This window comes from Pseudomonas sp. R62, from assembly GCF_000257605.1.
Classification (GTDB): Bacteria; Pseudomonadota; Gammaproteobacteria; order Pseudomonadales; family Pseudomonadaceae; genus Aquipseudomonas; species Aquipseudomonas atacamensis.
In genome coordinates, this window is record NZ_JH635998.1 from 3,173,496 (window position 1) to 3,176,726 (window position 3,231).

Sequence of the window (3,231 nt, forward strand, 5' to 3'; positions counted from 1 at the left end):
CTTGGCGATGTAATCGACCGCGCCCATTTTCATCGAGTCGACCGCCGAGCGCAGGCTGGCGTAACTGGTCATGATCAGCACCGGTGTGCCCTGGCCGAGCTTGATCAGCTCGGTGCCCGGAGCGCCCGGCAGGCGCAGGTCGCTGACGATCAGATCGAACGTAGGAATGGTGAAGCGTTCTTGTGCTTCCTGCACTGAACCGGCTTCGCTGACCTGGTACTGGTTGCGTTCCAGCAGGCGGCGCAAGGCGGAGCGGATAATGGTTTCGTCTTCGACGATCAAAATGTGCGGCATTGATTCGATACTCTCGACGGTCTCAGTTCACAGCGGACGTCGCTTCGACATGACGCGGTAAGGTCACCCGGATACGGGTGCCGCGTTGGCTTTGTACATCAGCCGGGCTGTCGATGGTGATTTGTCCATAATGCTCTTCAACGATGGAATAGACCAGTGCAAGGCCCAGACCGGTGCCTTCACCCGGATCCTTGGTGGTGAAGAAAGGTTCGAACAATCGGTCCATGATGCTCGACGGAATGCCACTGCCTTCGTCTTCGACGATCAGATCGACCGTGTGTTCGCCGGCTTCGCTCTTGACCCGTACCGCACTGTGCGGCGGCGAGGCGTCGCGAGCGTTGGAGAGCAGATTGATCAGCACCTGGGCAAGCCGTTGCGGGTCGCCTTCGACCCAATGATCGGGATCGCACAGGTTGTAGAACTGCACTTCGAAATTGCGCCGGTTCAGCGCCAGCAGGCCAATGGCGTCCTGCGCGACTTCGGCCAGACACACTGGTTCGTCGTTGTGCTGATGGCTGCCGGCATGGGCGAAGCTCATCAGCGACTGGACGATGCGCGAGACGCGTTTGGTCTGCTCGAGAATCTGCCCGCTGATTTCCGTCAGCTCGCCGTCATCTTCACGCTCTTCGCGCAGGTTCTGCGCCAGGCAGGCGATGCCGGTGATCGGATTACCGATTTCGTGGGCCACACCCGCTGCGAGTCGACCGATGCTGGCCAGCCGTTCGGAATGCACCAGTTTATCTTCGAGCATCTGCGTTTCGGTCAGATCTTCGACGAGTAACACCAGACCACTGTTACCCGGTGCCAACGGCTCGTCGATCGCCGCTTTGTGCAGGTTCAGCCAGCGGGTCTGACCATCGAGGGCCAGATGCTGTTTGTGCAAATGCTCGTCGGGCAGGTTGATAAAGCCTTGCAGCAATTCTTTCCACGGGTTGGCGATCGTGCTCAGGCGCGAACCGACCACTCGCTGCGCGGCGATGCCGGTAAGCTCTTCCATCGCCTTGTTCCACATCAGGATCTCCTGATCCTTGGCCAGCGAGCAGACGCCCATCGGCAGTTCCTGCAAGGTCTGGCGGTGGTAGCGGCGCAGGGCATCGAGCTCGGCGGCCAGGCCGGTGAGGCGCGAGTGGTAATCCTCGAGACGGCTTTCAATGAAGTGAATGTCTTCGGTGACGTAGTTTTCGCCGCCAGCCTTATAGGGCAGGAAGGTTTCCACCATATCCTGCGCAACGCTCGGGCCCATCAGGCCGGACAGGTTGGCCTCAATGCGGTCGCGCAACCGGCGCAAGGCATACGGCCGGCGTTCATCGAAGGGCAGATACAAGTCGCGCAGCGCTTGCTCGACTTCTTTCTGCGCAGCCTTGGCGCCGAGCGGTTTGGCCAGTTGCGTGGCGAATTCCTGCGGCGAGGCGGCGTGCAGTTCGCGGCGTTGCGGGCGCCGCACGTTATCCACCGCACAGGCTTCGGCGGCGCTGGCTTCTTCCGGGCTGGCGTTGGTGAACAGTGAGATCAGGGTGAACATCAGCACGTTGGCCGCCAGCGAGGCGATGGCCGCCATGTGCCAACTGGTGTCGTCGAGCACGTAGATCATGTTCAGCAGCGGGATATAGAAGCCCTGCAGATTGCCGACCAGCGGCAGCAGCATGGTCACCACCCAGACCGTGATCCCCGCCAGCAGACCGGCAATGAAGCCGCGGCGGTTGGCGGTGGGCCAGTACAACACCGACAACACCCCGGGCAGAAATTGCAGGGTCGCCACGAACGCGACGATGCCGAGGTTGGCCAGATCCTGTTCGACGCCGAGCATCAGGTAGAAGCCGAAGCCGGCCATGATGATCGCCACGATCAGCGCCCGGCGGGTCCATTTCAGCCAGCGGTAGATATTGCCCTCGGCCGGCGGCTGATAAAGCGGCAGCACCAGATGGTTCAGCGCCATGCCCGACAAGGCCAGGGTGGTGACGATTATCAGGCCACTGGCGGCGGACAGGCCACCGACGTAGGCGAGCAAGGCCAGCGGTTTGCTGTTGGCGGCAATGCCGATACCAAGGGTGAAATATTCCGGGTCGGTGGTGGCGCCGAGTTTCAGCCCGGCCCAGAGGATCAGCGGTACGGCGAGACTCATCAACAGCAGAAACAACGGCAGGCCCCAACTGGCGCTGACCAGCGAGCGCGGGTTGAGGTTTTCCGTAAAGGTCATGTGATACATGTGCGGCATCACGATCGCCGAGGCAAAGAACACCAGCAGCAGCGTGCGCCACGGACCTTCCTGCAACGGCGTGTGCAGGGCGGCGAGGGCGGTCTGGTTTTGCAGCAGCCACAGTTCGAGCTGTTGCGGGCCGTCGAACACACCATACAGCGCGTACAGGCCAACGCCGCCGAGAGCGATCAGTTTGATGATCGATTCGAAGGCAATCGCGAACACCAGCCCTTCATGTTTCTCGCGCGTGGCGATGTGCCGGGAACCGAAGAAAATCGTGAACAGAATGATCAGCGCACAGAACGCCAGCGCCACGCGGCTTTGCACGCGTTCGCCGGTGAGAATGCCGATCGAGTCGGCCACGGCCTGAATCTGCAGGGCCAGCAACGGCAGCACGCCAATCAGCATGAAAATCGTGGTCAGCGCACCGGCCCAAGTGCTGCGAAAGCGGAAGGCAAACAGATCGGCCAGCGACGACAGTTGATACGTGCGGGTGATCTTCAGGATCGGATAAAGCAGCACCGGCGCCAGCAGGAATGCACCGGACACGCCGAGATAACTGGACAGAAAGCCGTAACCGTACTGATAGGCCAGGCCCACCGTGCCGTAGAACGCCCAGGCACTGGCGTAAACCCCCAGCGACAGGGTGTAGGTCAACGGGTGGCGAATGATCGCGCGCGGGATCATGCCCCGTTCGCTGACCCAGGCAACGCCGAACAGCGCCGCCAGGTACGCGGCGC

Annotated in this window: 2 protein-coding genes; both read right to left on the reverse strand. The window is 61.5% G+C overall.

Translation table 11 applies throughout. From position 1 onward, the window contains the following. Positions 1–294 (reverse strand): response regulator (locus OQK_RS15360; protein ID WP_038860982.1); only part of this gene is annotated, 294 nt, incomplete at its 3' end. A gap of 22 nt (positions 295–316) precedes the next feature. Continuing rightward, on the reverse strand, positions 317–3,220 hold the full coding sequence (locus OQK_RS15365; protein WP_050977865.1) for a sensor histidine kinase: 2,904 nt from the start codon (positions 3,218–3,220) through the stop codon (positions 317–319). Positions 3,221–3,231: the final 11 nt, after the last annotated feature.